The 25,215-nt window shown below is 46.6% G+C and carries 25 protein-coding genes and 1 riboswitch; of the genes, 23 read left to right on the forward strand and 2 right to left on the reverse strand.

All coding sequences use genetic code 11. The annotated features are described in order from the left end of the window. Positions 1-19: 19 nt before the first annotated feature. Entirely contained in the window at positions 20-2,068 is a 2,049-nt protein-coding gene (locus tag UFB30_RS03010; RefSeq protein ID WP_322420192.1) for a transglycosylase domain-containing protein, read from the reverse strand. 684 nt (positions 2,069-2,752) lie between these two features. Between UFB30_RS03010 and speE the strand changes: the two genes are divergently transcribed. The 6 genes from speE (at position 2,753) to UFB30_RS03040 (ending at position 8,670) form a co-directional block, all read left to right on the forward strand. Next, entirely contained in the window at positions 2,753-3,583 is an 831-nt protein-coding gene (gene speE, locus UFB30_RS03015; protein WP_039811711.1) for a polyamine aminopropyltransferase, read from the forward strand. 12 nt (positions 3,584-3,595) lie between these two features. Then, positions 3,596-4,468, forward strand: a complete 873-nt coding sequence (gene speB / locus UFB30_RS03020) for an agmatinase (protein WP_322420193.1) — start codon at positions 3,596-3,598, stop codon at positions 4,466-4,468. A gap of 538 nt (positions 4,469-5,006) precedes the next feature. Beyond that, entirely contained in the window at positions 5,007-5,438 is a 432-nt protein-coding gene (locus UFB30_RS03025) for a YwiB family protein (RefSeq protein WP_322420194.1), read from the forward strand. Continuing rightward, positions 5,435-7,105 (forward strand): arginine--tRNA ligase, encoded by a 1,671-nt coding sequence (gene argS / locus UFB30_RS03030; RefSeq protein ID WP_322420195.1) that lies wholly within the window; start codon positions 5,435-5,437, stop codon positions 7,103-7,105. The genes UFB30_RS03025 and argS overlap by 4 nt, the downstream gene beginning before the upstream one ends. Positions 7,106-7,248: 143 nt before the next feature. Continuing rightward, the gene (locus UFB30_RS03035) at positions 7,249-7,677 is read left to right on the forward strand and encodes a lipoprotein (protein WP_322420196.1); all 429 of its coding nucleotides are present in this window, start codon (positions 7,249-7,251) and stop codon (positions 7,675-7,677) included. An 84-nt stretch (positions 7,678-7,761) separates the two neighbouring features. Beyond that, the gene (locus tag UFB30_RS03040; protein ID WP_322420197.1) at positions 7,762-8,670 is read left to right on the forward strand and encodes a hypothetical protein; all 909 of its coding nucleotides are present in this window, start codon (positions 7,762-7,764) and stop codon (positions 8,668-8,670) included. Positions 8,671-8,708: 38 nt separating this feature from the next. On the opposite strand, the gene UFB30_RS03045 is transcribed toward UFB30_RS03040, so the two are convergent. Beyond that, the gene (locus UFB30_RS03045) at positions 8,709-9,353 is read right to left on the reverse strand and encodes a peroxiredoxin-like family protein (protein WP_322420198.1); all 645 of its coding nucleotides are present in this window, start codon (positions 9,351-9,353) and stop codon (positions 8,709-8,711) included. A gap of 186 nt (positions 9,354-9,539) precedes the next feature. On the opposite strand from UFB30_RS03045, the gene UFB30_RS03050 reads away from it, so the two are divergent. From UFB30_RS03050 to UFB30_RS03130, 17 genes are all read left to right on the forward strand, one after another. Then, positions 9,540-10,175: a methyltransferase domain-containing protein gene (locus tag UFB30_RS03050; RefSeq protein ID WP_322420199.1), complete on the forward strand. Its 636-nt coding sequence runs from the start codon at positions 9,540-9,542 to the stop codon at positions 10,173-10,175. A gap of 266 nt (positions 10,176-10,441) precedes the next feature. Continuing rightward, on the forward strand, positions 10,442-10,915 hold the full coding sequence (locus UFB30_RS03055) for an S-ribosylhomocysteine lyase (RefSeq protein ID WP_322420200.1): 474 nt from the start codon (positions 10,442-10,444) through the stop codon (positions 10,913-10,915). Further along, a complete protein-coding gene (gene cysK / locus UFB30_RS03060; protein ID WP_322420201.1) occupies positions 10,916-11,836 on the forward strand; it encodes a cysteine synthase A in 921 nt (306 codons plus the stop codon). It begins immediately after the preceding gene. 6 nt (positions 11,837-11,842) lie between these two features. Continuing rightward, positions 11,843-12,982, forward strand: coding sequence for a bifunctional cystathionine gamma-lyase/homocysteine desulfhydrase (locus tag UFB30_RS03065; RefSeq protein WP_322420202.1), 1,140 nt, complete (start codon positions 11,843-11,845; stop codon positions 12,980-12,982). A gap of 375 nt (positions 12,983-13,357) precedes the next feature. Next, positions 13,358-14,143 (forward strand): MFS transporter, encoded by a 786-nt coding sequence (locus UFB30_RS03070; protein ID WP_322420203.1) that lies wholly within the window; start codon positions 13,358-13,360, stop codon positions 14,141-14,143. Between the two features lie 313 nt (positions 14,144-14,456). Then, complete coding sequence (locus UFB30_RS03075; RefSeq protein ID WP_322420204.1) at positions 14,457-15,431, forward strand: ring-cleaving dioxygenase; 975 nt, start codon at positions 14,457-14,459, stop codon at positions 15,429-15,431. 255 nt (positions 15,432-15,686) lie between these two features. After that, positions 15,687-15,873, forward strand: a riboswitch (cobalamin riboswitch). A 132-nt stretch (positions 15,874-16,005) separates the two neighbouring features. Beyond that, entirely contained in the window at positions 16,006-16,989 is a 984-nt protein-coding gene (locus UFB30_RS03080) for an ABC transporter substrate-binding protein (RefSeq protein ID WP_322420205.1), read from the forward strand. Beyond that, a complete protein-coding gene (locus UFB30_RS03085) occupies positions 16,952-18,004 on the forward strand; it encodes a FecCD family ABC transporter permease (protein ID WP_435390785.1) in 1,053 nt (350 codons plus the stop codon). Before UFB30_RS03080 ends, UFB30_RS03085 begins: the two co-directional genes overlap by 38 nt. A 2-nt stretch (positions 18,005-18,006) precedes the next feature. Then, the gene (locus UFB30_RS03090; protein WP_322420206.1) at positions 18,007-19,473 is read left to right on the forward strand and encodes an adenosylcobinamide amidohydrolase; all 1,467 of its coding nucleotides are present in this window, start codon (positions 18,007-18,009) and stop codon (positions 19,471-19,473) included. Further along, positions 19,470-20,432, forward strand: a complete 963-nt coding sequence (gene cbiB, locus UFB30_RS03095; RefSeq protein ID WP_322420207.1) for an adenosylcobinamide-phosphate synthase CbiB — start codon at positions 19,470-19,472, stop codon at positions 20,430-20,432. The genes UFB30_RS03090 and cbiB overlap by 4 nt, the downstream gene beginning before the upstream one ends. Further along, positions 20,407-21,480: a pyridoxal phosphate-dependent aminotransferase gene (locus UFB30_RS03100; RefSeq protein ID WP_322420208.1), complete on the forward strand. Its 1,074-nt coding sequence runs from the start codon at positions 20,407-20,409 to the stop codon at positions 21,478-21,480. The genes cbiB and UFB30_RS03100 overlap by 26 nt, the downstream gene beginning before the upstream one ends. Further along, a complete protein-coding gene (locus UFB30_RS03105; RefSeq protein WP_322420209.1) occupies positions 21,468-22,010 on the forward strand; it encodes a bifunctional adenosylcobinamide kinase/adenosylcobinamide-phosphate guanylyltransferase in 543 nt (180 codons plus the stop codon). The genes UFB30_RS03100 and UFB30_RS03105 overlap by 13 nt, the downstream gene beginning before the upstream one ends. Positions 22,011-22,053: 43 nt before the next feature. Beyond that, positions 22,054-22,833, forward strand: a complete 780-nt coding sequence (cobS, locus tag UFB30_RS03110; RefSeq protein WP_322420210.1) for an adenosylcobinamide-GDP ribazoletransferase — start codon at positions 22,054-22,056, stop codon at positions 22,831-22,833. Further along, the gene (locus tag UFB30_RS03115) at positions 22,785-23,420 is read left to right on the forward strand and encodes a histidine phosphatase family protein (RefSeq protein ID WP_322420211.1); all 636 of its coding nucleotides are present in this window, start codon (positions 22,785-22,787) and stop codon (positions 23,418-23,420) included. Before cobS ends, UFB30_RS03115 begins: the two co-directional genes overlap by 49 nt. Continuing rightward, entirely contained in the window at positions 23,372-23,800 is a 429-nt protein-coding gene (locus tag UFB30_RS03120; RefSeq protein WP_322420212.1) for a bifunctional adenosylcobinamide kinase/adenosylcobinamide-phosphate guanylyltransferase, read from the forward strand. Before UFB30_RS03115 ends, UFB30_RS03120 begins: the two co-directional genes overlap by 49 nt. Next, positions 23,797-24,381: a cob(I)yrinic acid a,c-diamide adenosyltransferase gene (locus tag UFB30_RS03125; protein ID WP_322420213.1), complete on the forward strand. Its 585-nt coding sequence runs from the start codon at positions 23,797-23,799 to the stop codon at positions 24,379-24,381. The genes UFB30_RS03120 and UFB30_RS03125 overlap by 4 nt, the downstream gene beginning before the upstream one ends. Before the next feature lie 22 nt (positions 24,382-24,403). Beyond that, positions 24,404-25,042, forward strand: coding sequence for an ATP-binding protein (locus UFB30_RS03130; RefSeq protein ID WP_322420214.1), 639 nt, complete (start codon positions 24,404-24,406; stop codon positions 25,040-25,042). The last annotated feature ends 173 nt before the right edge of the window (positions 25,043-25,215 follow it).

Genomic DNA, 25,215 nt, shown 5'->3' on the forward strand with positions numbered 1-25,215 from the left:
CTTTTTGCGTCCAAAAAAGTTACTCCATAAACCATTTTTCAAACCAGTTTTCATCCTCTGAATGTCCATTAACCGGTTCTCCCGGCGGTGCCGCAGCATTTCCGTCACAGTCCTCTAAAGGTGCTGTCTGCTCAAGAAAATAAGCAGTCCGTTCTCCGCAGGATTCACCTGACAGCAGCCCGGTATGCGGATCCATCTGAACGGCTGTGACACCAGGCGGCGGGACAAAGAAGGCTTCAGGCTTTTCTGCGTGAGCTCGCTCCATAAAGCGCAGCCAGATCCATTTCGCTGCCTGTTTATCCTCTGTAAGCGTTAAGGTCCGCGCATCATCATAGCCTGTCCATACGCCTGCGTTCAGCATTGGGGAAAAGCCGATCATCCACTGATCGGTATCCGTTGTGCCGGATTTTGCTGCATATTCACGTGTTTTTTCATCTAAAAGGGTGATACCTGTAACAGTTGAATAATCATTGAGTGCAGGATCAAATGTCCCTGTGAGCATATGAGTCATCACAAACGCCTGCTGCTCGTCAATGATCCGCTTGGCTTTCTTTTTAGACTCGTAGATTACTTCTCCATCAGGCGCTTCAATCTTTCTGATCAATACAGGCTTCACTTTTTTACCGCCATTTGCAAAAACGGAATACGCATTGAATAACTCCAACGGCACCGCTTCAGACGTGCCGAGCGCAGCTGAAGGAACCTCATCAACCGGTGTACTTATACCGAATTCCTTTGCCTGACTCTTTAATACATTGCTGCCGAGAAACTCATGCGCTTTTACCGCGTAAATATTATCCGAAATAGCAATCGCCTGGGCAAGAGTAATGGCATCATTCGCATATTTCTGGTTAAAGTTTTGAGGAGCATACTCGCTTCTGCCCTCATCATACGTGAAAGTGGTTGGTTCACTCCGCATTGTAGTAGCAGGCGTAAACCCTTTTTCCAGTGCAGCCGTATATAGAATGGGCTTCATGGTCGACCCCGGTTGCCTGAATGCCTGTGTCACACGGTTAAAGGGACTCTTTTCAAAATCCCGGCCGCCAGTCATCGCTTTCACTTCACCGCTCTCAGGGTCAATCGCTGCAAAAGCGACTTCAAGATCAGTCGCCGGCATATTCTCTTTCACAACCTCATCCGCAATCTCCTGCAGTTCAGTATCAAGTGTTGTATAGATTTTTAACCCGCCGTACTTCAGGTAATAGGGTTCAAGATCAATGGACTCAAGCTCTTTCCAGACCGCTTCCTGAAAATAGGGAGCAGCTCCAAGAAATTCGGAAGGAGGGGAAGCGGTCACCTGAACTTTCTCCTCAACAGCTTCTTCAGCCTGTGCTTCCGTAATATCACCATTTTCGAGCATTTCTGAAAGGACAAGCTCCTGGCGTTCCTTCGCCTGATCAAAATGATCGACCGGTGAATAACCCGATGGAGACTTTGGAATCCCGGCAAGCATGGCTGCCTGGGCAAGCGTCAAATCTTCAGAGGCCACACCAAAATAATACTGGCTCGCCGCTTCAATCCCGTAACGCCCGTGACCGTAATAAATTGTATTTAAATAACCTTCAAGAATATCTTCCTTTTCATAATTCCACTCAAGACGAATCGTATATAATGCTTCATTTAATTTCCTCGCCCACGTCTTATCATGCGTTAAATAAAGATTACGCGCATACTGCTGCGAAATGGTACTCGCACCCTGCACCTTTGCCATTGCCTGAATATCAGCAACCACAGCACCCGCAATTCTTTTAATATCAAAACCTTTATGATCATAAAATTTCCGGTCTTCAACTGCAATCACGGCATTCACAGCAAAAGGGGAAATCTCATCAAGCGACTTCCAGTAGCGCTTCTCACCTGATGACCGCTCTCCAATCAGCTGATCCTCACCATCAAACAGCAGTGTAGATTGCGTAACAGCAATCGAAGGGGGCCCGGTCGTTTTAGCATAAAAATATAACACAGTGACTGAAGCACCCCATAAAAACACGAACGTAATCATACTGAGCAGAGCAAGCTGTAAAATCCTTATGCGCCGTCTCCTCTTCTTCCGCGAAACACGTCCCAACGCCTCCGCCTCCTGTTTTTTTAACCTAGTATGTGCAGAACTGCATGAAATTAATCTCTGAAACTGAAATAGAGTCAAGTCTGGTAGCAGTCTTGTCTCAGATTGTCGCTGTTTTGGTCAGGCTTGTAGCAATCTCCGCCGGATGTGTAGCGATACACCCGGGAATATGTCGTTATCCTGACCAGCGTTGTAGCAATCGCTTCCCATACATGTCGTATTAACAAATGAAGTCGCCAGCCCACACTCTATTCAAGCCGCTAACAAACCCAAAGCCAGTTACCCAACTGTATTCCAAACCATTACCCCGCCAAAAAAGTTCATACAACCACCCCAAACAATCCAAAAAACATCTTGAATTCTCCCCAAAAAAGTCTATACTTTTCCTCATGTGTGTTTTCTTTTCGAACAACGTGGAAAACACATTTAGTATGAAATGTTTTATAAGTTTTCAGGCAAAACTCAGTTCGCGATTGAATTGAATGTTGCTCATAACTTTTTTATACCATTTGAGTATTTGATCGCAGTGGGGGACGGAGACTCCTGCAGCGGAGAAGGGACAGGTGAGACCGTCAGGCAAAGCCTGAGGGGCTCACCGCCCGGCTGCGGAAAGCGGAGTCCCCCACGGAGATCAAATACGTTATCCAATACAGACAAAATTTATTTAAATAAAAGGAGAAATGCAAAATGGGCGGATTCTGGTTCACAGAAAAACAAACAGAAAACTTCGGTATCACAATGAAAATCAAACAAACACTACACTCGGAAAAAACAGACTTCCAGCAGCTCGACATGGCTGAAACAGAAGAATGGGGCAACATGCTCTTCCTTGACGGCATGGTCATGACATCCCAAAAAGACGAATTCGTATACCACGAAATGGTCGCACACGTACCGCTTTTCACACACCCGAACCCTGAAAACGTACTTGTTGTAGGTGGTGGAGACGGCGGTGTAATCCGTGAAGTACTCAAGCACCCATCTGTAAAGAAAGCAACACTTGTTGAAATCGATGGCAAAGTAATCGAGTACTCAAAGAAATACCTTCCTGAAATTGCGGGAGACCTTGAAAATGAGCGCGTGGAAGTGATCGTTGGAGATGGCTTCATGCATATTGCTGAAAGTGAAAATGAGTATGATGTGATCATGGTTGATTCAACTGAGCCTGTGGGGCCTGCAGTTAACCTGTTTACAAAAGGCTTCTATTCAGGCATTTCAAAAGCGCTGAAAGAAGACGGTATTTTTGTTGCACAGTCAGACAACCCTTGGTTCAAATCAGATCTGATCAAGCAGGTCATGAGCGATGTAAAGGAAATCTTCCCGATCACGCGCCTGTACACAGCCAACATTCCAACGTACCCAAGCGGTCTTTGGGCGTTCACACTTGGATCTAAAAAGCATGATCCACTAAAAGTAGCAGAAGAAAGATTCCATGAAATTGATACGAAGTATTACACAAAAGAGCTTCACAACGCAGCATTCGTTCTGCCGAAATTCGTGAAAGACTTAACTGAATAGGAGGCATTCCCTGTGAAATTTGATGAGCAGTATTCAGGAAATGTTTTTATCAAAAGTCATCCCAATTATGAGGAAAGCCAGGCAGTCATTTACGGCATGCCGATGGACTGGACGGTCAGCTACCGTCCCGGTTCACGCTTCGGCCCTGCCCGCATCCGTGAGGTATCAATTGGCCTTGAAGAATACAGCCCGTACCTTGACCGCGAGCTGGATGAGGTGAAATATTTTGATGCAGGCGATATCCCGCTGCCGTTCGGTAATCCTTATAAAAGCATCGACTTAATCGAAGAATATATCGACTCTCTTTTAAAAGACGGAAAATTCCCATTGGGCATGGGCGGAGAGCACCTTGTATCATGGCCAGTGATGAAGGCTGTTGCGAAAAAGTATGATGATCTTGCCATCATTCACTTTGACGCACACACAGACCTTCGGACAGACTATGAAGGCGAAGAGCTTTCACACTCAACACCGATCCGTAAAATTGCTGAGCATATCGGTCCGAAAAATGTCTATTCTTTCGGGATCCGTTCAGGCATGAAAGAAGAGTTTCAGTGGGCAAAAGAAAACGGCATGCACATTTCAAAGTTTGAAGTGCTTGAGCCGCTAAAAGAAATCCTGCCAACACTTGCAGGACGCAATGTGTATGTAACGATTGATATCGACGTACTCGATCCGGCACACGCACCGGGTACCGGCACAGTTGACGCAGGCGGCATCACATCACGTGAGCTGCTGGCATCAATCCACGCAATCGCAGGATCAGAAGTAAACGTGGTAGGCGCGGACTTAGTTGAAGTCGCGCCAGTCTATGACCACTCAGAACAAACGGCTAACACAGCCAGCAAAATGCTGCGCGAAATGCTGTTAGGGTTTGTGAAATAGAAGATTCGGGAAGACTGCGGCGAGCCGCAGTCTTTTTCTGTTTCTGAGGGCTGTGGGATTTGCTGATACGGCACTCGGTTGTGGTGATACTGCACTCAATCGACAGAACACTGCACTCAACCCGGGTGTATCGCTACACCAATCGCGCGCATACGACACTCAACAGCAACTATACGGCGTTCACCCGCGTACATCCTGCATTCACCAGGCCCTCTTCGTGCCCTTAAGTAACATGCTCTTAGTTTCTCAGTGGCATCAAGAGAGATGGCAGTGAAACCGGCTGTCACAGCACTCAACTGGGGTGATACAGCACTCAATCGGCAGAACACTGCACTCAACCCGGGTGTATCGCTACGCCAATCGCGCGCATACGACACTCAACAGCAACTATACGGCGTTCGATCCCGCGTATCTCCACCCGGAATGGCTAAACTAAACCTGAATTTTTCTGCCCATTCCCCACAACTTCCATTGCATTTTACGCTCACCCTCTTTTATAATAGAAAGGTTATTAATTGAGCGAAACGGAGTGAGCAAGATGGAAAACGCAACACCCGTCTCCATTCATCTGACAACAGTGATCACACAGCCCGATGGCTCAAAGGAAAAACTATCCCTGGAGTCTGAAGGGGAATGGATTCAAAAAAACAATATTGATTATTTAAAATATGAAGAAGAGCAAAACGGCGGCACCGTCCGGACCATTGTGAAAATGGAAGAAGACAGTGCGGTAATCCTGCGCAGTGGAGCGGTTAAGATGCGACTCGCTTTCAGACGCGGCGATAAAATGGTGAGCTCTTATGAAAGTGAACACGGCACACTTTCCCTTTTAACAAATACTAAAGCATACACACACCATACGCCAGGCAGAAAAGACGGACGTTTTCAAATTACGTACGGTCTTGAAATGCAGGGCTCAAGTGTTGGCACTTATAAAATGACGATTGATTACAAGGAGGCTGTGCAATGACCATTGCATTGGATGTACAGGAAAAACTGAAGCAGGAAATTAAGGATGCAGTATTAAAAGCAGGGCTCGCAACTGAAGAGCAGCTGCCTGAAGTGATTTTAGAGACACCTAAAGATAAAGCGAACGGTGACTTTTCAACGAATATGGCGATGCAGCTTGCACGCGTAGCGAAAAAAGCGCCGCGTCAGATAGCACAGGACATCGTTGACAACTTTGATCAATCAAAAGCTTCTATTAAAGAACTCGATATCGCAGGGCCGGGGTTCATCAACTTTTACATGGACAACTCATACCTGACTGACCTGATCCCGACAATCCTTACTGCAGGTGAGGCATATGGGGAAACAAATACAGGCGCGGGCGAAAAAGTACAGGTTGAGTTTGTATCAGCGAACCCGACCGGAGACCTTCACCTTGGACATGCGCGTGGTGCGTCAGTTGGTGATTCACTGTCTAACGTTCTTGCAAAAGCAGGCTACGATGTGACACGCGAATATTATATTAACGATGCAGGTAACCAGATCCACAACCTTGCACTATCTGTTGAAGCACGCTATTTCCAGGCGCTTGGTCAGGATAAAGCAATGCCTGAAGACGGTTATCACGGTGCGGACATTATCGGAATTGCGAACACGCTTGCTGAAGAATTCGGTGACAAGTACGTGAATGCATCTGAAGAAGAGCGTTATGAATTCTTCCGTGAATACGGGTTAAAGTACGAGCTGAAAAAGCTCCAGGACGACCTGGAAGCATTCCGCGTTCCATTTGACGTATGGTTCTCTGAAACATCACTTTACAAAAGCGGTAAAATTGACGATGCGCTAAAAGTGTTAAAGGATAACGGCCACATTTATGAAGAAGACGGTGCAACATGGTTCCGTTCTACAGAGCTTGGTGACGATAAAGACCGCGTGCTGATCAAAAATGACGGTTCATACACGTACCTGACGCCTGACCTTGCTTATCACCGTGATAAGTTTGAGCGTGGATTTGGTAAAGTGATTAACATCTGGGGTGCCGATCACCACGGCTATATTCCGCGTATGAAAGCGGCTGTTGAGGCACTTGGTTACAACCGTGAAAACCTTGAAGTTGAAGTCATCCAGATGGTTCAGCTGTATAAAGACGGCGAGAAAATGAAGATGAGTAAGCGTACAGGTAAAGCTGTAACAATGCGTGAGCTTGTGGATGAAGTTGGTCTTGATGCCGTACGTTACTTCTTCGCCATGCGTTCAGGCGACTCACATATGGACTTTGACCTGGATCTAGCCGTGTCACAATCAAATGAAAACCCTGTGTATTACGCACAATATGCACACGCACGTATTTGCAGTATTCTGCGTTCAGCAGAGGAGCAGGGCTTCAGCTTTGCGGATCAGGCTGATGTATCACTGATCGGTACTGAAAAAGAAATCGACCTGCTGAAAAAGCTTGGTGAATTCCCGCAGGTAGTCGGTACAGCTGCGCAAATGCGTACACCGCACCGTGTTGCAACGTATATCAATGAGCTTGCTTCAGCATTCCACAGCTTCTACAATGCGAATAAAGTACTTGATGCAGAAGCACCTGAGCTGACAAAAGCACGTCTCAACCTGATTCAGGCAGTACGCCAGACAATCAGCAATGCACTGAAGCTGATTGGTGTAGCAGCGCCTGAGCAAATGTAATGACTTTTAAAAACTGTCTCTATGTGAGGCAGTTTTTTTGTGGTTAAAAAAGCAGTTAGATTGTATAGGTATTTAGATGTGTATATCATTGATTAGTAGGGTATATGTAAAATAAATACCATTTTTCTAGAAAGGATGTTGAGATGAAGAAGCTTCTGTTATTTACAGGAACTGTCTTTCTGTTAACGGCCTGTAATGAGGAAGAGTCACCAGATTACATTTTTACAGGTGAGGGAGAGCACTGGGAGGCCAATTTGGAAATGACGGAGTTCGTCAGTGATGATGACCAGGAAATGATGGAGCAATCTTTTACCCTGACCTTTAAAGGAGAGAATGAAGACCTTTTGGGATCGGATCGAACAGGAGAAGTCATTGGTGGATATGTTTCGAGTGATGGAGAGTACGCGACGACATGGGGATTTAACGAACAATCAATTGAAGACACCTTATTTACAACTACCAGAAATACTGCGTTGGAATATAGTTCTTTTTCTGAGACTGAGACAATCGAAATATTCGTTGAATGGGAAGGCGGAAACGAAGAAATGTTTGAAATCACATCATCAGAGTAACCACTCAGGTCTTTCACGATCTGGGTTTTTATGTGAAGGATTTTCTCTTAAACGTCTCGAATAACCATATTTGGAGGTGATCACATGAATATTTTAAATAAACACCTGACAAAGGATCAGAAAATCGCAATTAACTTATACATATCCCGTGATGCAAGGGAAGTGGATAGAGCGTTTCATGCTTTCAGGCAGGGAGAAGGATCTCCTGAAGCTGTTATTCACGCACTCGAAGCTTATCAGAACAGAGATGGCGGATTTGGTCATGCCATTGAACCGGATCGCAGGATGGTGGACTCGAGCGTCATTGATACAACTGTTGCATTGCAATATATCATGCAGCTGCCGATCAGCTCCCGCCATCCAATGGTTACAAAAGCCCTGAACTATCTGGAAAAGCAGTACGACGGTGAGAAAAAACTGTTTCCAATTGTGCCGGCAATTGTGAATCATGTGCCGCGTGCTCCCTGGTGGACTGTCAATGAAGCAGGTGAAAGGGGCTTTGAAAAGACGCCCGGCAACCCGTCAGCAGAAATCCTCGGCTATTTTCAGAGGTGTCAGCCTCATTCAATATTTACAGCAAAGCTTGAAACAGATGTAATTAACCGGCTGCGTGAAATCACTGAATGGGATATGCACGAAATCCAGTGCTATTACAGACTGGCTGAACTGACACCAAAAGAGGGGCTGAAAGAGGAAATCATTCATAAAATCAGGGAGCTGGTTCAGTTCGCTAATCCGGAAGAATGGAATGGATATGGACTTAAGCCGCTTCAATTAATTACAAACACCCAATCACCTTTATACAATGAATTTGAAGATCTGGCTGAGGAAAATGCCAGGTGGTATGCAGAGCAGCTGCACAAGGAAGGCTACTGGAACCCTTCATGGGAATGGGGTCAGTATCCGGTCGAGTGGGAGCTGTCTAAAAAAGAGTGGCAGAGTTACCTCACAGTAAACGCGTGCCATCCGCCGCAGTATTTACTTCAATTATGAAAACAGCCGGACTCCTCAAATAGGGTCCGGCTGTTTGCTTAAATATTTTTCACGAATTCAATGACTTTTTCAGGCGGTGTGCGATAAGTATAATCAGCATCCACCTCAGCAAATAGAATGGTACCTGATGAATCTACTACAAAGGTTGCCGGTTTAGGCAGTTCCCAATCGTCATTACCGTTGTGACCTGCTACATCAAGTCCTGAATCTTTGTAAATCTCAATCAGATAATCAGGCATATTAAATACAAGATTAAATTGATCAGCAACTTTATTTCCGACATCACTTAGCACTGTAAATTCAAGATTGTTCTTTTCTTTTGTGTTTAGTGAAGCATCAGGGATTTCCGGGCTGATCGCAACGAGCGTTGCACCTGCTGCTTCGATTTCTGAAAGCTTATTCTGGTAAGCCTTCAATTCAAGATTACAATATGGGCACCAGCCCCCGCGATAAAATGTAAGAATAACAGGGCCCTCAGACAATAAGTTTTTAATAGAAACCTGTTTTCCAGTAGCATCAGGCAGCGTAAAGTCAGGAATCTGATCTCCTTTTTTTAGGCCCTGCGCTACACCTGACTCTTCAAGTTCCTGCGTGGCCTGAGCCATTAATCGCTGCTTTTCTTCAGGTGCTTTTTTCTTAAACTGGTCTTTATACGTTTTAATTTCTTCTAATAAAGTAGACATGTCATTCCCTCCCTTAAAGGTTCGCTTTAAACCATACCAGATCAGTCGGGTTTTTTCATGGATTTTGCTTATTTTAAATACAATACGCGTGACAACTACATTATTTTTTGATAATATAGTCACCGTCCCGGTTAATTCCGAGTATGTTGATAAGAATAATAAAATTTGAATGGAGTGGACCCCGAAATGGGACGCGAATTTGTAGAAATCTTTGATGAATGGGCAGACAGCTATGATGCATCAGTCAGCGGACAGGATGAAGAATATGCAGCAGTTTTCGAGCATTATGACACGATCCTTGAAGAAGTAGCCTCAAAAGCTACTGGACATACGGTTGAATTTGGTCCCGGCACAGGCAATCTGACTGAAAAGCTTTTAGCAAAAGGTCTTAACGTTACAGCCTACGAGCCAAATAACGCCATGCGTATACGCACGCAGGAGCGCTTTCCTGCTTTAAATATCTCGGATGGAGACTTCCTGGATTTCGAATTGACTGGCCAGCCTGATACATTCGTCAGTACCTACGCTTTTCACCATCTAACAGATGAGGAGAAAGCGAAAGCGGCACAGATCTATGCATCCAAACTGGCAGCTGACGGACAGATTATTTTCGCTGACACCATTTTTGAAACAGAAGAAGCAAAACTTGCCCAGTGGAAAAAAGTAGAACAGCAGGGCTACCATAATCTACTGGAAGATTTGAAAAGAGAATACTACACTACCATTCCTGTGATGAATGAGCTGCTGGATGAAGCAGGATTCTCTGTCTCATTTAAAAGGTTGAATGAATATGTGTGGCTGATTCATGCAGTGAAGAAGTAAGGGTGAATATAAGTTTTGGTGATGTATGAGAATTTAGAAACACTCAGTTAATCGTAGCGTAAGGCGGCGACTCCGGGACGAATAGAGGGAAGCTGAGACCCCACAGCCGAAGGCGAGCGATAAAGATTGGACCACAAAACGGTCCACCGTCCGGAAAGCGTCCGCCTGAAGCGCAGATTAACGGTTAACGAATGGAAATCCCTGTACATCCCATCACTGAACCAGTTAAGATAAACACAATCACACTTTCAAAGGAGAGATTTCACATGACAAAAAAAATGAATGTAGAAAGCTTTAATCTTGACCACACGAAAGTAAAAGCACCTTACGTACGACTGGTAGGTGTAACAAAAGGACAGCATGGCGATGCGATCCATAAATATGACCTGCGCTTTAAGCAGCCGAACAAAGAGCATATGAAAATGGACGGTCTTCATTCAATTGAGCACTTAATGGCTGAAAATATCCGTAATCACCTGGATAACGTGGTGGATATCGGTCCAATGGGCTGCCAGACAGGATTCTATCTTGCAGTATTAAATCATGACAACTATGATGAGATCCTCGATGCGATTGAAGCTACGCTTAATGACGTGTTAAAAGCTGATGAAGTACCGGCGTGCAACGAAGTGCAGTGCGGCTGGGCAGCGAACCACAGCCTTGAAGGTGCAAAGGAAATTGCTGCTGATATGCTTGCAAAGCGCGATGAGTGGAAAGACGTTTTTGGTGAGGACGCATAAATGAACGTGGCAAAAAGCGTGCATGAACTGATCGGCAATACGCCGGTCGTAGAAATCTCCGGCATTCCGGTTCCTAACGAATGCCGGATTTTTGCGAAACTGGAGTATTTTAACCCGGGCGGCAGCGTCAAAGACCGCCTCGGCATGGAGCTCATTGCAGATGCACTGAAGCGCGGTGAGTTAAAAGAAGGCGGCACCATTATTGAACCAACTGCAGGAAATACCGGTATCGGCGTTGCACTTGCAGCTGTAGGACGAGGCTTTAAAGTGATCTTTGTAGTGCCTGAAAAATTCAGTGTGGAAAAGCAGACACTCATGCGCGCACTTGGCGCAGAGGTTGTGAATACACCGACCGCTGATGGGATGAAGGGTGCGATTACAAAAGCAGAAGCGCTTGTGCGTGAGATCCCGGACTCATTTTCACCGGCGCAGTTCGGCAATCCTGCCAACCCGGAGACGTATTATAAAACGATGGGTCCGGAGCTTTGGCGCGATCTTGACGGTAAGATTGATATTTTCATAGCGGGTGCAGGAACGGGCGGTACATTTATGGGAAATGCCAGATACCTGAAGGATCAGAACCCTGACATCAAAACAGTCATTGTAGAACCTGAGGGCTCAACGATTAATGGCGGAGAGTCAGGTCCTCATAAAACTGAAGGAATCGGGATGGAATTTCTACCTGACTATATGGACCGCAAGTTATTTGACGCGATTCATACGGTATACGACAAGGACGCTTTTTACTGGGTAAAAGAACTGGCTTTAAAAGAAGGTCTGCTTGTCGGCAGTTCATCAGGTGCAGCTTTTCATGCCGCACTGAAAGAGGCTGAAACTGCTGAAAAAGGCAGCCACATTGTAACGGTTTTTGCAGATAGCAGTGAACGTTATCTTAGTCAGAATATTTATGAAGGTGGTTAAACACATATGAAGCAGAAAACGAAATTGATACATGGCGGTATTGTTGGAGACGAAGCGACAGGTGCGGTTTCCACGCCAATTTATCAGGTGAGCACATATAAGCAGGACGGTGTAGGCGGGCTGCGTCAGGGATATGAGTATTCGCGTACAGGCAACCCGACGCGTCATGCACTTGAAGAATTAATCAAGGATCTTGAAAATGGTCACGCAGGGTTTGCATTCGGTTCAGGTATGGCCGCAATCAGTTCAGTGATGATGCTGTTTGACACAGGCTCACACGTTGTCCTGACTGATGATGTCTACGGAGGAACGTACCGCGTCATGACAAAGGTGCTGAATCGCCTTGGCATTGATTCTACTTTTGTGGATACAAGCAACCCTGAAAATGTAAAAAATGCGATTCAGGAGAATACAAAAGCAGTATTTATTGAAACACCGACAAATCCATTGTTAAAAGTAACGGATATTGCTGCAGTATCAGCCGTTGCAAAAGAACATGGTCTGCTGACAATTGTAGATAACACATTTACAACACCATACTGGCAGACACCAATTGACCACGGAGCGGATATTGTTGTACACAGCGCGACAAAATATCTTGGCGGACACAGTGACGTTGTAGCAGGGCTTGTTGTCGTGAATTCAGCTGAGCTTGCTGAAGAAGTGCACTTTGTCCAGAATTCTGTTGGTGCGATCCTTGGACCACAGGATTCATGGCTGCTAATGCGTGGTATCAAGACACTTGGTCTGCGTATGGAAGAGCATGAAGTGAACGCAAAGGAAATCGTTTCATTCCTTGAGCGTCATGAAGGCGTCACAACAATCCATTACCCTGGCATTAAATCACACCCGGGTCACGAGACAGCAGCAAAGCAGTCACGCGGCTTTGGCGGTATGATCTCATTTGACGTCGGCAGCGGTGAAAAAGCGGCACGTGTGCTTGAAAAAGTGAAATACTTTACGCTTGCTGAAAGCCTTGGCGCAGTAGAGAGTCTGATCTCAGTACCGGCACGCATGACACATGCATCGATTCCGGCAGAGCGCCGCGCAGAGCTTGGCATTACTGACGGTCTTGTGAGAATTTCAGTTGGAATTGAAGACATTGAAGACCTGCTGCTGGATCTTGAGCAGGCATTGGAAGACTAATCGTGATATGCCGCTCCTTTGATGGGGCGGTTTCTTTGTGTTTGCTGATGGGAGAGTGCATGGATAGTGGGATTGCTACAAGTTGAAGCCTAATAGCAACAACTTCCCGCGCGTATCGCGGCAAGCTGAAAAGGAAATGCCACACTTGCGCGGTCTACACTGACCAGGCAGAAAGAAATATGTTGGATTTATTAAACTCCTTCACTTTGCTATCTCACCTGGTGTAATAGATTATTAAGTGAACATACATAATTTACGTAAAATACCTTATTTACCGTTTAAAACAAGTAAAAATAAGGTATCTATTCTTTGAAGACTGGTTACACATACTTAAACTAATTAGCTGTTAATCTATCGTCAGAAAGGAAGAATACAATGGTTATTACTGCAACAATCATTCTCATCTTTGGCCTGCCTTTTCTTTGGCTCATCTTGCTTTCAGCGGATGTGACAAATGGAAAACGGGAAAAAATTGAGTGGAAAAAGCCGGGGATTCTTTTCCTGTCCCTCACATTAATCAGTGTGCTGGTAAATATCTATTTTTATAGCTCTTATCATCTTCCATTCTTTCAAAATTCATTTGGGATGATGGTCGCACTCATCGTGACCGGTGCTTTTCTTCTTATATTTTCCATTGTTAACATCATTGTACACATCGTTCACAAAGGTGCACCTAAATCCTTTTATAACCCTAAGGGGCTGTGGATTTTTACAGGGGTCTTTTGCTTCGTCATTCTCTTTTTCACGGCCTGGGTTTATCCGTTTGCGCAAAAGATGTCTTATTCGTACAAAGTAGATAAGGCGGTTGAGGCGCTTTCAGAAGAAGAAACGAATGAGGAAGTGAGCGTTTTATTTATGAACTCAGAGCAGGAATGTTTCAGATCAGGTTGTTATGATGAGGAATACAGCAATTTCTTTTACGTAAAAAACAACCTGGATGAAGAGAAAGAGGTACAGGTGAGGATCCGTGCATTAGATGCCGATCAGAATGAATTAAAAATAGTAGAGTCTGACATCATGACCCTTGATGGCGGAGAACTGAGGTTAGTTGAGACAAAGGAAACCAATGATAAAACAAATGTTTGGAGCAGGTCCTCTTTTGAGACAGACGTTCGTACGCACTATTATGAGTCTATGTTCAGGTTCCGGGACACGGAGTAAATCGCCTTTCCCATCTTTTATAGGGTGGGAGAGGTTTTTTGTGTTTGATGATGTGATGAAGTCCTTCCGGATTGCGACTACCTGGAGCGGGAAAGGTACAAGCTTACGCGGGGATTGCTGCAACTTCTGGCTGGATTGCGACAGCTTCCTGGGTGTATCGCTACAAGTTTAAAGGGAAATGCTACAAATGAAGCGGAAATACAGCAAACTAAAAATATCTCGAATTCGAGATATTTTTCTTGCATTCTTTTACAATCAGACATACAATAAGGATATAAAATATCTCAGTTTCGAGATAAAAGGAGTGGTAATCATGAAAGTAACAGGAATTCATCACGTATCAGCCATTACATCGGCTGCTGAGAAAAATCATAAATTTTTTACACAGACATTAGGCATGCGCCTTGTTAAGAAAACTGTCAATCAGGACAGCACATCTTCTTATCACTTATTTTATGCAGATGGAGTGGGCAGCCCGGGAACAGACATGACTTATTTCGATATCCCGATGGCCGGACGCACGTATCCAGGCGTTTCGAGTATTTCAAATACTGCATTCCGTGTACCAACGACTGAGTCGCTTCACTACTGGAAAAAGCGTTTTGAAGAATTGAATGTCCGTCATGATGACATTGAAAAGCGTGCGGGACGTGACACACTTTATTTTGAGGATGAAGAGGGATCACGTCTCATGCTTGTAGCGGATAACGGTGAGGAAGGCGTTGCACCGGGCGTGCCGTGGACTGGTGCTGATGTGCCTGAAGAGCATGCCATTGTGGGGCTCGGACCGGTGACCCTGACTGTACGCCGTGCGGCAAAAACCATTGCAGTACTAGAGCAGGTGCTTGGTTTTGAAAAAGTGGGTGAGTATCCAAACCGTGCCGGTGCAGAGCTGCCTGCAATACAGGTCATGTCTGTTGCGGAAGGCGGAACGGGTGCTGAAGTCCATATCGAAGAGCGGCCTGATCTTCCGCCTGAGCGTCCAGGACGGGGAAGCGTGCACCACGTGGCATTCCGGATTCCGACTTTTGAGGAGTATGAAAAGTGGGATGACCGTATCCGAAGCTTCGGTCTGATGACATCAGGCGAAGTGGACCGCTACTATTTCCGCTCAATTTACTTCCGTGAGTCAAACGGCATTCTGTTTGAGCTGGCAACTGATGAGCCGGGCTTTGCAACAGACGAGGACATGGAGCACCTTGGAGAAGAACTTTCGCTGCCGCCATTCCTTGAGCCAAAGCGCGCTCAAATTGAAGCGAGCTTAAGACCACTTGAAATCAAAAGCTGATTTGTCTGCCGTCCGGCCTGCGCCGGGCGGCTTTTATATGGGTCGGGGAGTAGGTCATTTGTCATAATTTCAGGAACCGATGTCAAAATGTCCTGAACCATACAGGTAATTTCATGAACAACAGGTGTAATCTCCGGAACCACCCAGGAAATTTCCTGAACCTCACTGGTTTTCTCCTGAACCACAACCCCACTGGTGAAAAATCCCTTGCACACTCACCAAACCTAAGTGCTATAATAGCATTGGAAAAACATTTCAATACGAACGGATAGAGGTGCTGATCATCAATGATCAGTTAAAAGGGAAGCTGGTGTAATTCCAGCGCGGTCCCGCCACTGTAAATGACTTGTGTCTGCCGCAGCCACTGTAGCTTAAGCTATGGGAAGGAGGCAGTTACTAAAGTGTCATGAGCCAGGAGACCTGCCTTGATTCCAAGCACCAGACACGCCTACGAGGATATGGGCGGGTGTTGCAGCCTCTCCGTTTTTTTACATACGGCTATACCCTGCAACCCTGCATCTCCCGCGTGAGATGTTTTTTTATTGCAAAAAATCATAAGACGGAGGAACACAAAATGAAAAAATGGTTACCAGTATTACTCGCAGCAGGCGTTCTTGCAGCCTGCTCAGACAGCACAGAGCAAACAACAGAGGAAACGCCGGCAGACGACCAGCAGGAAGAAGCAACAGAAGAGTCTGCTGAATCTGAAGCATCATCATTCCCGGTTACAGTGACTGATGCAAACGGTGATGAGATTACAATCGAAGAGCAGCCTGACGCAATTGTATCTATGCTGCCAAGTAATACAGAAATCGCATACGCACTTGGACTGGATGAAGAAATTGTTGGGGTATCTGACTTTGATAACTATCCTGAAGAAGCGATGGAAGTTGAGAAAATCGGGGGCATGGAATTTAACGTAGAAAAGATTATCTCACTTCAGCCTGATGTGGTGCTTGCGCATGCGTCAAATCCGGGCGGTGCCGATGGTCTTCAGCAGATTGAAGATGCAGGTATCCCGGTTGTGGTCATTGAAAACGCGATGACGTTTGATGAAGTGTACGACACGATTGAGATGATTGGTCAGGTGACTGGCACAACTGAAGAAGCTGAGCAGATTATTGCTGATATGCAGACTGGATTTGATGAGATTGCAGAAAAAGCAGCCGGCATTTCAGAAGAAGACCAGAAATCAGTTTTAGTAGATGTGGCAGGACCGCCTGAAATGTATGTGGCAGGAAACAACACGTTTATTCAGGAAATGCTTGATCTAATCAATGCTGAAAATGTGATGGCGGATCAGGAAGGCTTTGTTCCTTTAACAGAAGAGGAAGTTGTCTCTCGTAATCCTGATGTGGCGCTTCTCACATACGGTTATTATGTTGAAGATGCGGTGAACCAGTGGTTGACTTACGAAGGATTCAGTCAGGTGACTGCAGTAACAGAAGAGGCGGTATTTGAAGTCCCTTCTGATCCTGTTACACGTTCAGGCCCAAGACTGGTAGAAGGAACGCAGGCGCTTGCAGAAGCGATCTATCCTGATGTTTTCGCGGAATAAAGTCTGGGCGGGATATACTGTTTCCATCCTGCTCCTGCTGACTGCATTTACACTCGGGGTCACTGTTGGCTCTGTACGGGTGCCTGTTATGGAAATGCTCAGCATTTTCGCAGGTGCATTCAGTAATAGAGAAGCACTGGATCCGATGTTCAACTCAATTGTGCTGGATATCCGGTTTCCACGGGTGATCCTTGCCGCTCTTGTCGGTGCATCACTTGCGATTGCAGGTGCGTCGTTTCAGGGACTGCTGAAAAACCCGCTCGCTGACCCTTATACGCTTGGTGTCTCATCAGGTGCGTCAGTCGGCGCAGTGGCTACCATTTTTCTCGGACTCTCGATTCCGGGACTCGGCAGCTTCACATTACCGGTGATCAGTATTTTAGCGGCCCTTCTGACACTTGTGATTGTGCTGGGCTTTGCCAGAATGGTCGAAAAATCGATGAAAATGGAAACGATTATTCTCACGGGGATCATCTTCAGTTCATTTCTCGGCTCGATTTTATCACTGATGATTGCATTAACAGGAGATGAGCTCAGACAGATCATCAACTGGCTGCTGGGCAGTGTGTCAATGAGAGGCTGGGAGTATATCCGCCTGATTGCGCCGTTCTTTGTGATTGGTGCACTCCTTTTAATCTGGAATGCACGTGAGCTGAATGCAATGGCATTTGGCGAGGAGCGTGCCCAGCATCTTGGGGTAAATGTTCAGCGGAGAAAGTTTGTTGTGTTAGCCTCAGGTTCACTATTAACAGGTGCAGCTGTCGCCGTGTCAGGCACGATTGGCTTTGTCGGGCTTGTGGTACCGCACATGGTCAGAATGCTGACAGGGTCAGATCACCGTCACGTGCTGCCGCTCTCGATTCTAAATGGAGCGAGTCTGCTGATTTTATGTGACCTTGTCGCAAGAACGATTGTGGCACCAACTGAGCTGCCGATCGGAGTCATTACAGCGTTGATCGGGGCACCGGTATTTGGGCTGATACTCATACAAAAACGTAAAGAAAGGAGAGGGTAGCGATGCTGAAGGCTTCACAGATCAGCGGTGGTTATGGTGAAAAGGATGTTGTGAAAAACGTTTCATTTGAGCTTCAGAAGCAGGAGATTCTCGGCATTCTCGGACCAAATGGCAGCGGGAAAACGACGCTGATGAAAATGATCAGCGGACTTTTGCCTTGCAGTGCAGGGGATGTTTCATTTAAGGACCAGCCGCTTAAAAGTTATTCCGCTAAGCAGCTGGCACGCGAAATTGCTGTCCTGCCGCAGCTGCACAGCCATGCATTTGACTATACAGTACGTGAAACTGTGTCGATGGGCCGCTATCCTCACCAGAAAGGTATGTTTGCACCCTGGACGGCTCAGGATGAAAAAGCGGTAAAAGAAGCGATGAAGCAGACCGGCGTCCTCGAATTTGAAGGGAAATCAATTCAGGACCTCTCAGGCGGGGAGCGTCAGCGCGTGTTTTTAGCACAGGCACTGGCACAGGAGCCGAAGCTGCTATTACTGGATGAACCGACGAACCATCTGGATCTGTCCTATCAGAAGCAGCTGCTTGATCTTTTAAAGGAATGGACCGAAACGCATGAACTGACGGTGATATCAATTTTTCACGATTTAAATATCGCCTCGCTATATTGCGACCGGCTGCTGCTTTTACACAATGGGGAAACCGTGCAGCTGGCTGAGCCGGGGCATGTGATGAATAAAGAAACGGTGGAACGGGTGTATCAGGCGCGTGTTCATACGCAGTCACACCCTGAGCTGCCTAAGCCGCAGGTCACACTGCTGCCAAACCACGGACAAAGGTTGCCATCTGAGATTACGAAAGAGCATTTCACAATTACCGCTGATCATATTCACGTTGAAGCACCCCAGTCGCTGAAAACTTTATCATCAGCAGTGATCGGAGCAGGGCTTGGCTGGTATCATCATTTCGTCAACCGGCACGTGCCGATGGATTATGAATGTGACGACAGCTATGAAGATATGAAAATGTACGCTGCCCAAAATGGATGGAATGCCGCTGACACTGTCGGGATGATGACAGCTGTGATGGTGGAGGATGTTGTGATCCGTGAGTACGAAGAGAACGGATTGTCAGTCGTGATCGCGGTGACCGCAGGTGTAGGAAACGCAGTTGACGTCTCACTTTCCCATGAACGGGATCGCCAGGCGACAATCGGTACTATCAACAGCTGGATCTTTATTAACGGCAAGCTGTCAGATGAAGCGTTTATTCAGGCAATGATGACGGCAACTGAAGCAAAAGTTAAAGCGCTGCAGAATGCTGATGTAAAGGATCCGCTCACAGGCACCCTTGCAACCGGCACTTCAACGGACAGCGCAATGGTTGCTGCCACACAGCATGGGTCTTTCGTGCAATACGCAGGCTCCATCACGCCGCTCGGAAAGCTGATTGGTAAAGGGATTGTGGAATGTACGACAGAAGCAATAAAGATTTACCGTAAACGAAAGGGAACATCATGATCACACATGCAGCTGCAATCACGCTCGCACTCTGTCTTGATAGATTAATTGGAGATCCGCCCGCCTGGCCGCACCCTGTCAGGTGGATCGGATCTTTCATTATATGGCTTGAGCGCAGGTTAAATAAAGGACGATTACGTAAGCTGAGAGGGATCGTCAGCGTATGTTCAGTGCTTACAATAACGTTACTGATCACAGCTTTACTCGTCTACGGAAGCAATCAGGTTCACTGGATTGCAGGCTTTATAGTTGAAACGCTCCTGATTACTTCAGCACTTGCCTCTAAAAGTCTGGCTGACGCAGCTCAGGAAGTCTCCGTGCCGCTTCAAAAAGGGTACATGAAAGAAGCCAGAACCAAGCTCTCCTGGATTGTCGGGCGGGATACAGAACATCTTGACGAATCAGAGATTGCACGCGGAACGATTGAAACAGTCGCTGAAAATACAAGTGACGGGGTTACAGCTCCTATGTTCTGGGCGCTGATATTCGGTGCGCCGGGTATCTGGGTATATAAAGCGGTTAACACCGGCGATTCAATTGTCGGCTATAAAAACGAACGTTACGCTGTGTACGGCTGGGCGAGCGCAAGGCTTGATGATCTGGCAAACTGGATTCCGGCAAGGATCACAGCGCTGCTGATGCTGATGACAAAAAAGCCTGCACATGGCAGAAGAAGCACGCTTTTAAAAGAACTGCCCGCACAGGCAAAAAAGCACCCAAGTCCAAACAGCGGCTGGGGTGAAGCAGCTGTCGCACTGCTCTTACATATTAAACTCGGTGGAACGAATACATATCAGGGTGTGACCTCAAACAGGCCTGTCATCGGTCTGTCTGAGGAACCGCTCACCGTACAACATATTGAACAAACCATCACCATCATGCACCGGACAGCCTGGCTGTTTCTTGCATGCTGCTGGATTGGAGGGACCCTTTTTGACCTTACCTTCACATGGCGCTAATCCGCTTCGATTATACGAGTCACTGAATCTGAGCGCACCTGAAGACATTATTGATTTCAGTGAAAACAGTATGCCGGCCGGTCCGCCTGCACATTTAAAAGAGCAGTGGGATCAATGGTACAATGCAATTTCCTCCTACCCTGATCCTGAAGGAAGGGGATTGAAAAAGCAGATTGCCAAAAAGCATCAGGTAAAGGAATCGCAGGTGCTGCTGGGAAACGGCGCATCAGAATTAATGATGACAGCGCTCAGAAGTTTTCAGGGAAAGACAGTCGGCGTGATTCATCCTGCATTCAGTGAATATGAAAGGGTTATTCAGGCGAATGGGGCAATGGTTCATCACTTTTACACGAATGAATCAATGAGCTTTCAGCCGGATGAAGATGAAATTCATTCGTTTCTCTCTAAGCCTGATTGTGCACTTTTCATCTGCAACCCTAACAATCCGACAGGTATCCTGCTTAAAAAAGAAACGATTTTATCATGGCTCAAAACAGCTGAAAAATCAGGCAGTACCCTGCTGCTTGATGAAGCCTTTATTGATATGGCCGGAGAACACTACTCACTTGCAGATCACACTGGCAGCCCGTCACTGATTATTTTCAGATCGATGACCAAAATGTACAGCATTGCAGGACTTCGGCTCGGCTATCTGCTTTCAAATGAGCAGACTGTAAAAGAAATCAGTCAGTGGCTGCCTCACTGGAATGTGAATCAGCTCGCACTATTAGCAGGGGAGACTGTCTTGCAGGAGCCGTCTTACACTGAAAAAGTGTGCTCATTTACCCAAAAGGAAAGATCACGTTTTACAGATGCCTTGCGTGACCTTGGCTTTAAAATATCTGACTCAGCAGCTAACTATGTATGTATCCAGCCGCCGGATCCTCAGCAGACGGAAGAGCTTTGGCGGTTTTTACTCAGAGAAGGACTTGTTCTCAGGCACACTTACAATTACCGCGGACTTGACGGCAGCTGGCTGAGAGTCGGGATCAAGCTGCCGGAACAAAACAAAAAGCTGATTGAGGCGATTACGTTATGGGTACAGTGACAGTCATCATTGGCGGTGTCAGAAGCGGAAAAACCGGATGGGCAGAACATGAAGCGGTGAGCCTGCAGCATGAAACCGGAGGCAGTCTGGTATATCTCGCTTCAGGTGTAGCCTTTGACCGTGAAATGAAGGAGCGGATTGAAAGACACAGGAAAGATCGCGCGGATGAGAACTGGCTCACCATTGAGCAGCCTGTTGATCTGCCGGAAGCAATCAGAAAAATACCGGAGCGTGCCATTGTCGTCTGGGACTGCGTGACGACCTGGCTGACAAATGAACTGATGAGAGGGTCTGAAAAAGCGCAGGTTATGCATGATCTGTGCTACTTTATCAAATCAGTCAGAATGCAGGCTGACCTTTATATCGTCTCAAATGAAGTGCTCAGTGAACCAGTTTTTACAGAGGGGTTCACATCAGACTATCAGCGCATGATCGGTGAAGTTCATCAGGTGCTTGTAAAAGAAAGCAATTGTGCAGTTGAAATGGAAGCAGGCCTTGCGCTGATCCGGAAAGGTGAGATGTGGGAATGAACCTCAGGCAATATGATAAGCTTGCATTAGAGAAAGTATCATCATGTTAAAAGGATTTTTACTTGCTATTCAGTTTTTCACAGTGCTGCCAATCCGCCGTGAAATTGACATGAATCAGCGGACGGTCAACTGGATGATCGGGCTTCTGCCCCTGATCGGCGCAATCATTGGAAGTGTATCCATCAGTGTCGAATTCACTGCAGACCATCTTTTTTCTGTGAGTCCGCTGATCACTGCATTTCTCATCTGTCTGACATTGATCGTCCTGACAGGCGGTCTGCATCTGGACGGCTGGACAGATGTGAGTGATGCCTACTTTTCATATAGAGATGTTGAAAAACGGCATGAAATTTTGAAGGATCCTAGAGTCGGTGCATTTGGTGTACTGTCACTGATTGTCCTGCTGGCGTCAAAGTTCATTCTGCTGCTGGATCTTGCCATGCAGGGGGTGACAGATTGGCTCTGGCTTTTCTGGATACCGGTGCTGTCACGGCTGATGATTGCGGTTTTACTCGTAAAAGCGCAGCTTGCCAGGCAAGAGGGAATGGCACATTACTTAAAACGTTATTTAACGGATCGTGTGCTGTTAAAAGCAGGTGTGGTCAGTCTGGTGTTGCTCATCCCACTGTTGTTTTCACCCGGGCTGTGGCCGTTATTGGCAGTGCTTTTAGCAGGAGCAGTGATCTTTACGTTCATGAACGTCATCTTTTTTAAAAAAGCATTTGGCGGTATCTCCGGAGATACGCTTGGTGCTTCAGTTGAAGGAGGAGAATTATGGAGTCTGATACTCGTGTGGTGTTATCTCTCTATCGTCATGGGGTAACAAAGGAAAACCAGGATAAGGTGTATATTGGCTGGTCAGATGTGTCAATCTCACAGGACGGGGTTGACCGTCTGCATGAAACAAAAGCACACCGTCCTGACGCAGAGCGTGTGGTGATCAGTGATTTAAAAAGGTGTGTGGAATCAGCGGATATTTTATTCCCCGATCAGCCGAAAATTCAGCATCGCGGACTGCGTGAAATCAATTTCGGTGAATGGGAAGGCCGTAAAGCGGATGAACTGCAAAAGCGTGAGGATTTCGCAGAGTGGCTCAATAATCCCGAATTAATGCAGCCTGAGAATGGTGAGTCATTTAAAGACTTTTCAGATCGCGTGATGGAAGCATGGAAGACGATCCGCGAATGGTGTCTGCATGATGAAGTCAGGGATATCGCCATCGTTGCGCACGGTGGTCCGATCAGAAAGCTGCTGACAGAGCTTGCGCCTGAAGAAAAGGATTTCTGGGACTGGAAACCGCTTCACGGTGAAGGGCTTACCCTTGTGTGGAAAGACGCAGCGTCATTCGGGAGGGGAGACCGGTGCACTTTGTTATCGGCGGTGCCTTCAATGGCAAACGAAAATGGGTAGCATCGCAGCTTGACGAGGCTCCCTTTCAGGAAATCAGTGAGCCTGGGAAAAGCCTGGACGACGGTGTGAACAACATTTTATCTACAGACCTTGAACACTGGATTTTCAAGCAATTTGGACATGATAGTGATGAAGTCGTACAAACATGGAAGCAGGAAGTAGACCGTTTAATCGAATGGGAAAACGGACATCCTGACAGGCGCGTCGTCATCATTGGAACAGATCAGTCTAAAGGGATCGTGCCAATTGAAAAAGAACAGCGCTTCACGCGTGACATTCTTGGATGGTGTCATCAATATTCCGCATTAAAAGCAGAACGTGTGACAAGAGTCTGGTATGGTATTGCAGAAGAGCTGAAAACAAAGGAGGAGTTAAGATGAAAATTTACACGAAAACAGGGGATAAAGGACAGACAAGTCTAATCGGGGGACGCGTCTTTAAAGATGATGTCCGCGTGGAAGCATACGGCACAATTGATGAAGCAAACAGCTTCGTCGGAAAAGCTGTCACAGAGCTTGATGCTGAAAAGTTTGCAGATATTTTAGCAGACCTTGAAGCCATCCAGCACGAACTGTTTGATGCAGGCGGTGACCTTGCAAATGTATCAAGCCGCCGTGAGTGGAAGCTTGATCCGAAGGCAGTAGAACAGCTTGAAAAAAGAATAGATGAACTGATGGAGGAAGCACCTGAGCTTGAAAGATTTATTCTGCCTGGCGGTTCACCTGCAGCAGCGACGCTTCATATTGCAAGAACCGTTACGCGCCGTGCAGAGCGCCAGACCGTAGCGCTTGCAAAGCTTGATGCAGAACTGCCTGGGACACCGCAGCAGTATCTAAACCGTCTATCCGATTACCTGTTTGCTTGCGCGCGCGTTGTGAATGCACGCCAGGGAATTTCAGATGTAGAGTATATCCGCAGCGCAAAAGTGTTCCGTACAAATAAAAAATCCAAAGATGAATAAGTCTGCTTTTGGACGTAACGCAATGGAATGGGTGGGAGGCGATCAGGTAATTGTAATGACCTCTGATAATAGCGGCGGCATTGGTGAAAAGCCGCTTGATGAGGTCAAGGTTCCGTATGACATGGTCGCCTACTATGCTTTTCGTACAGCATTGATGGACTGCTTTTCAGCAGGTGCAGTACCGGTTTCGGTCGTGATTCATAATTTTTGCGGGGACGCAGCCTGGACAAAGCTTGAGTCCGGAGTAAAGCAGGGACTGGCGGAAATTGGAGCGGACGCAGCTATCACAGGCAGTACCGAATCAAATATGACGCTTCAGCAGTCCGCCGTGGCAGTCACCGTGATTGGTGAAAGGGTACGGGATTTTTCAGAAGTAAGTGGTCCGCTGGAATGGTCTCTTGCCGGAAAACCGCTCGTTGGCATGGAAGTAGTTGAAGAAGCAGCGGATGTGGCGCCGCTAAGTCTTGCGCGTTCATACGTTGATGATCCATCAGTTGCGGTGATCTGGCCGGCCGGTTCAAAAGGGATTGCCGCTGAATGGATGCGGATGTGTGAGCAGCTTGTTATTGATGCACAAATACCTGATTTCAGCGTTGATGTAAATAAATCAGCTGGTCCGGCAACGTGCTGGATTGTGGGGAGAAGGTCTGCAGTGGATTGATGCTGCAGGCTTTTTTCATGGAGATGTAGCAATTGTGGCCGGATTTGTAGCGATACACCCGGGAAGTTGTCGTAGTCCTGGTCGAGATTGTAGCGATACACCCGGGAACTTGTAGCAATCCTGTCGCAGAATGTAGCAAAGCAAAATTAGTCGTGTCAGATCCACCTTCTGAC

This window comes from Jeotgalibacillus haloalkalitolerans, assembly GCF_034427455.1.
Lineage (GTDB): Bacteria > Bacillota > Bacilli > Bacillales > Jeotgalibacillaceae > Jeotgalibacillus > Jeotgalibacillus haloalkalitolerans.